Genomic DNA, 5,354 nt, shown 5'->3' with positions numbered 1-5,354 from the left:
GTTTTTGGCTAATCCATCTTAACAGGAAGACCGTGACTCGTCTTCTATTTACTCGTCACCTGTCAACACTTTTAGTGACTAGGGCACCTTAATCTTGTTATTAAAACGATACTTTTTGATCATGTCCTCGACGTCTTTCATTTTATCAGACTTAGATTCATATGTTTGTCCACATAACGGACATGTATGGGTTATTCCTGGTTTCATTTGATCAAAATCAACAGGAAATTTTGTTTTACAATTTACACATTCTAATGTAAAAGGCTCTTCCTTTTGACTCATGATATTGCTCCTGATAAATAACCATATATTCTTTAAGTCTTGTATTTTTCAAAACAAACCCCTTCCCGAAACTGGAAATCTACCGAAGTATGGACGCCATATCCATCGATTATTGTTAAAGTTAGGGTTGCTCCTTCAGTTAGAAATTCGTTATATCTTTTAAAGAGTGGAGTCGTCTCAACAGTTTTTACTGCGCCAGACAGAAAATAGCCATCCGTAGGTGTGTGAAGTCCGATTTCTTGCGGATCACCCGAACCCGAAAGTGTCATTTTCGCTATATCAAGGGGTTTTAAGTGATTTTTATTTGACAAATCTAGAACTAAATTTTTGTGCTTTGACCACACAATTATCTTCGATATTTCATATGTCTGTCCGAAATCCTCTTCGCGGATTTTTTTCAGATTCTCCGTTTCTTTTTTTCGTTGCTTATTTTTGCATATCGCAAAAATAAGAGTCCCGACTAAAACGATACCGGAGATTACATCATACCAATTATTAGAAAGCCAATCCCAAAAAGCCATGATGCCCCGCAAAAAGAGAATTTAGCATATTCCACTATGTTCTATTATTTATTTATCTTATGTTCACGCATATCATTATTACATAAATAAATCAAATACTATTATGACGAATCAAACGCACACCACAGAATCCACCGCAACATTGCAACAAACCGTTCAGAGATCACTCACGACGCCTTACGAGCCGCCGGTGGCGGCTTCCGTTCTAACGGCAGAGTGAACTGTTGGGATTGAGAGAAGCGATGTGGTATGCGGAGGTGAAGGGACAAAACAGACTGAGTCTCCCTGCCCCGTAGTTTCAGCCCACCACCTTCCTGGCATCCGGCCCATGCCGGGATACGAGGCGGTCAAAGACCTCGTGGGGAATGGAAAGATCGCCCAGGCCGGTGCCCAGCTTGGTCTTGGGGCGGTTTTTGCCGTGAAAGTCCGTCCCCCCGGTGGCCACAAGGCCAAAGGCCTCGACCGTCGCCAGATACCGCCCGGTATCCTCCGGCGTATGGGTGGAATAGAAACACTCGATCCCCATCATCCCCCATCCCACCAGCTTCCGTACCAGCTCCTCCAGCTCCTCCCAGGAGAGGTTCAGGGATCCGGGATGGGCCAGGACCGGGACGCCCCCGGCGCGCAGTATCAGGGCGATGGAATCGGCGGGGGAAAGCCTGGTCTTGTCCACGTAGCACGGCGCGCCTTTGGAAAGGTACCGCTCGAAGGCGTCCGCGATCGATGCGGCGTGCCCCTTTTTGACCAGCGCCCGGGCGAAGTGCGGCCGCCCCACCTCGCCGCCGCCGCTCTCGGCCAGGACGTCCCCAAGCGTAATGGAGATGCCCGCATCGTTCATCCGCTCGATGATCTTCGGGTTCCGCTCCTTGCGGGCGTCCTTCAAAAATTGAAGCGACTCTTGAAAGCCCCTGTCCTTTTCGTCAAGGCAGTAGCCGAGGATGTGCATGGTGCCGTCGCTCGTGAACTGGGCGCTGATCTCTATGCCGGAGACGAACGCGACGCCGCTTTTCTGGGCCTGATACCGTGCGGCGGCGATGCCGTCGATGGTGTCGTGATCGGTCACGGAAAGGGCCGTCAGCCCCTTCTCTGCCGCAAGGCGCACGAGCGCCGCCGGGCTGAAGGTGCCGTCCGAGGCGGTGGTATGGGTGTGAAGATCAATCATCCGATAGAATCAGCTTCCGTTATAGCGGTAGGTCGACCGGCAGGGGCCGGTTTCCTGTGTTGCGGCGGGTCGACATGGGTCGACCGCCAATAGAATGGTGGCCTGAGTCGATAGCGGCCCGATTACCCGTTACGGTTCTCCCCGCCCCATGTAACCCGGTACAGTGGTGGGTCGACATGGGTCGACCGCCAATAGCGTGGTGGTCTGAGACGGTTGGCTCCCATTCACCGCTACTGCGTACCCCGCCCCATGGGCTCCGATTCACCGCTATTGAGGGAGCCGATTCTGTCGGCGAATCGTTCCGCGCATACGGCGCCCCCGGCGTCGTCGTATCCCCTCGTGGAGATGACGGACGAGGCCCTCCCGATGCGGTCATCGATGTCCGGATGCGTGGAGAAAAGCATGCTGATGCCCTCGGTGGAATCGCTCCCGGCCACATTCTTGAGGGTCTCCAGAAACGAAACGAGCCCCGTGGCGTCGTAGCCGGCTTCGGCCGCATAGATGATGCCGTTCTTATCCGCCTGGTACTCGTCGGTGCGGGAAAGCCCCTTGAACAGAAGCTCCGTCCCGTGGGCGGTCGCCATGTTGAATATCCTCGGGTCGGCGTCCAGGTAGTTCGCCGCGGCCGTGCCGCCCGCCTCCAAAAACTGTTTCTGTTCGATCTCCTTGACGATGTGCTTCTTGGCCACGTGGGCCACCTCGTGGGCCAGGACCGCCGCCAGCTCCGCCTCGGTGGTCATCGCCTCCAGCGCCCCCCTGGTGATGAAGATATACCCGCCGGGACAGGCGAAGGAGTTGATGATGTCCGTATCCAGCACCGCGAACCGGTATTCCAGCTCCGGGCGGTCGGATTTGCGCGCCACGGTCTTCCCCACCAGGTTGACGTACCGGGTCAGATCGTTATTTCGCATCACCCCGTACCGCCCCGCCACCTCGGCGGCGATGGCCTGGCCGATGGCGATCTCCTCCGCCTCGCTCATGGGAAGGAGCGCAGGCGCGATGGTGGTGACGGCGTCCACCACGTCATTCACCGTCGGCTCGGGGATGTACCCGTAACCGGGCATGCTGCCGGTCACGCAGCCGAAAAGAAACACCGCCATGGATGCGCCGAGAATACACGAGATCACCCGTGCTTTCATGGGAGCAGTCCTCCCTCCCTGATGAATCCGTCCAGCTCGTTTTCCGAGATGTAGAAGGACTCCATGTACTGGACCGACCGGTAATCCTTCCCCCCCCGTCCGTACGCGCCGTCGGCGGAATCGATCCCCCTGGTCCCCGCGGACGCGGTGAGGTCCGGGTCGCCGTTTGCGGAAAAGCCGGTCCTGATGTCATCCAGCAGAGAGCCGTTCGAATTACCGGGCGACGTATCGGCGGTCCCGCCGGGATAGCGGGCCTTGTCCTCGGGAGAAAGGAGCACCCTGTTTATCCATCCGGTGACGCCGTCGCTCTTTTTCACCTCCAGCCAGTCTCCCTGGTGGGAGACGACCGTCAGGGGATCGTCGTCGGTAATCTTGCAGGAGATCGGGTATTCGACCCCCGGCCCCTCAAGCATGTAGGCCTCGGCCATGTCTATGGTGATTACGTCCGGTGCGGCGAGGCACACGCCCACGGTCGGCGCCAGAAACAGCACCATGCCCAACACCACCGTGATACTCTGTAATCGTTTCATCGTTTTATCCATATATATAATTAGTATATGGTATTTCCTTTCATTTATATATTCAAATCATACTACTGATCTCGAATAGTATCAATACCTTCCCGCCGCCTGGCCGTGAGAGTCGGCCGCCGTTATAGCGGTAGAGTGAAACCGAGGGGGGTGGGATTCCACCGCAACAATGCAACACGTCCGGCGACCGTTACGACTCTGAACACCCCATGCGATTTAAACCACCACTATCCAGGCTGCCGGCCCCGGCCCATGCCCTCTCCGCTCCGGCGGGTACCTTCGCCCTCCCATTCGTCTTCGCCCCCGCCGTATCACTCCACCGCTATCAAGGCAACCGGCCCTGCCAGTTGAAGACGGCCGCCCCCCACTCACCCAGAGTGAGAAGCTCCGTCATCTCCATTCCCTCGGTCGAAAGCGCCTCGGTAATCGAATCCGCCTCCTCAACGAGAAACCCGGAGACGATCAGGTATCCCCCGGCCGCCGTCGCCCCGGAGAGGCTTTCGGCGTGGGTTCTGATGTCGGTGCCGGTCAGGTTGGCCGTTATCACATCGAAGGTCTCTCCCGCCGCCACGCCTTCGGGATAGGCGGCATGCACCATGTGCACCCGGTCCGACACCCTGTTCGCCGCCAGGTTCTCCCGTGCCGCCCGCACCGCATCCGGGTCCGATTCCACGGCCTTTACCGATCCCTCCCCCAGAAGCGCCGCCGCTATCGCCAGGATGCCCGAGCCGCTACCCACGTCAAGAAAGCTCTCGATACGTCGCGTGCGAAAAAGCGCCTCCATCGCCCGGAGACAGAGAATCGTCGTCTCGTGGGTCCCGGTCCCGAAGGCCTGGCCGGGCACGATCTCGACGACGATCTCATCCTCGCCTGGGTCGTATTTTTCCCAGGGAGGGGCGACGATCAGTCGATCGGTGACCTTCTTCGCCTTGAAATAGCGCTGATATTCGGTCCTCCAGCCGTCGCCGATCTCCTCCACCGCAAGGTCCCTCACGGCCGCGCGCCCCCACATGTTTCCGAGGGAGGCAAGATAGGCCCGAATCGCCTCCAGGGCCGCCGGCGCCTCGTCGGGGGTGAAATAGACTGTCACGGGCAGTACCCCGTCCCCCCATTCGGTCCCCTCCAACACGCCGGAAGGGGAGAGCCCCAGGAGGTAATCGACCAGGGCGGGCCGTATCTTATCGTCAACATCTATACGGACCTGTATGCAGCGGGGGGTATCCATTGTCTCCTTTACTCCCGGGCCGATAGGATCGGGTAGGCAATACCTGCTGCCCAGATAGCGGTGGGTCGAAACACATGGGGCGAAAAGAACCGTAACGAAAGTCGTGGGTCTGTTACCATATTGCATGGATAGCGCTCCCTATCCACAGGTATCCGACATCGCCGCTTTACGCCCCGATAGTTACACTCCACCGTTTTCTTGGTAGCCGGCCCGGCCTTGCGGCCGTCGGCCCTGCCGATCGAGACCCTATTGAGCCCGTCCATGTGAAGGTCATTGTATCACGACCGGCGGCGGGCGGGTGTGAAAAATATCACACTATTGCAAAAATGCCTTGACAAAATGCGTGCATCTCTTTATTATATTTTTTTACAAAAAGCGCCGCGGTAGCTCAGACGGTAGAGCATCGGACTGAAAATCCGAGTGTCCCCGGTTCGATTCCGGGCTGCGGCACCAGTAATTTCAAGGGGTTACGAGTTTTCGTAACCCCTTATTTTT

General features: G+C 56.8%; 5 protein-coding genes and 1 tRNA gene. 1 reads left to right on the top strand and 5 read right to left on the bottom strand.

The features are described 5' to 3' along the window. Positions 1–314: 314 nt before the first annotated feature. From JW885_12045 to JW885_12025, 5 genes are all read right to left on the bottom strand, one after another. Entirely contained in the window at positions 315–803 is a 489-nt protein-coding gene (locus JW885_12045) for a hypothetical protein (GenBank protein MBN1882898.1), read from the bottom strand. 298 nt (positions 804–1,101) lie between these two features. Then, complete coding sequence (locus JW885_12040) at positions 1,102–1,965, bottom strand: PHP domain-containing protein (GenBank protein ID MBN1882897.1); 864 nt, start codon at positions 1,963–1,965, stop codon at positions 1,102–1,104. 230 nt (positions 1,966–2,195) lie between these two features. Next, positions 2,196–3,104 (bottom strand): M48 family metalloprotease, encoded by a 909-nt coding sequence (locus JW885_12035; protein ID MBN1882896.1) that lies wholly within the window; start codon positions 3,102–3,104, stop codon positions 2,196–2,198. Further along, positions 3,101–3,634: an SH3 domain-containing protein gene (locus JW885_12030; protein ID MBN1882895.1), complete on the bottom strand. Its 534-nt coding sequence runs from the start codon at positions 3,632–3,634 to the stop codon at positions 3,101–3,103. The genes JW885_12035 and JW885_12030 overlap by 4 nt, the downstream gene beginning before the upstream one ends. 325 nt (positions 3,635–3,959) lie before the next feature. Next, entirely contained in the window at positions 3,960–4,859 is a 900-nt protein-coding gene (locus JW885_12025) for a 50S ribosomal protein L11 methyltransferase (GenBank protein MBN1882894.1), read from the bottom strand. A 377-nt stretch (positions 4,860–5,236) separates the two neighbouring features. On the opposite strand from JW885_12025, the gene JW885_12020 reads away from it, so the two are divergent. Then, positions 5,237–5,312: transfer RNA gene (locus JW885_12020), tRNA-Phe, on the top strand. Positions 5,313–5,354: the final 42 nt, after the last annotated feature.

It is taken from the genome of Candidatus Zymogenaceae bacterium (genome assembly GCA_016931225.1).
Taxonomy (GTDB): Bacteria; Desulfobacterota; Zymogenia; order Zymogenales; family Zymogenaceae; genus JAFGFE01.
Note: the sequence above shows the minus strand (reverse complement) of the source record. Positions and strands in the feature narration are given on the sequence as shown.

Excerpts from the sequence above, each read along its gene's own strand:
- JW885_12045 (MBN1882898.1), bottom strand. The coding sequence starts at position 803 with ATGGCTTTTTGGGATTGGCTTTCTAATAATTGGTATGATGTAATCTCC.
- JW885_12040 (MBN1882897.1), bottom strand. The coding sequence starts at position 1,965 with ATGATTGATCTTCACACCCATACCACCGCCTCGGACGGCACCTTCAGC.
- JW885_12035 (MBN1882896.1), bottom strand. The coding sequence starts at position 3,104 with ATGAAAGCACGGGTGATCTCGTGTATTCTCGGCGCATCCATGGCGGTG.
- JW885_12030 (MBN1882895.1), bottom strand. The coding sequence starts at position 3,634 with ATGAAACGATTACAGAGTATCACGGTGGTGTTGGGCATGGTGCTGTTT.
- JW885_12025 (MBN1882894.1), bottom strand. The coding sequence starts at position 4,859 with ATGGATACCCCCCGCTGCATACAGGTCCGTATAGATGTTGACGATAAG.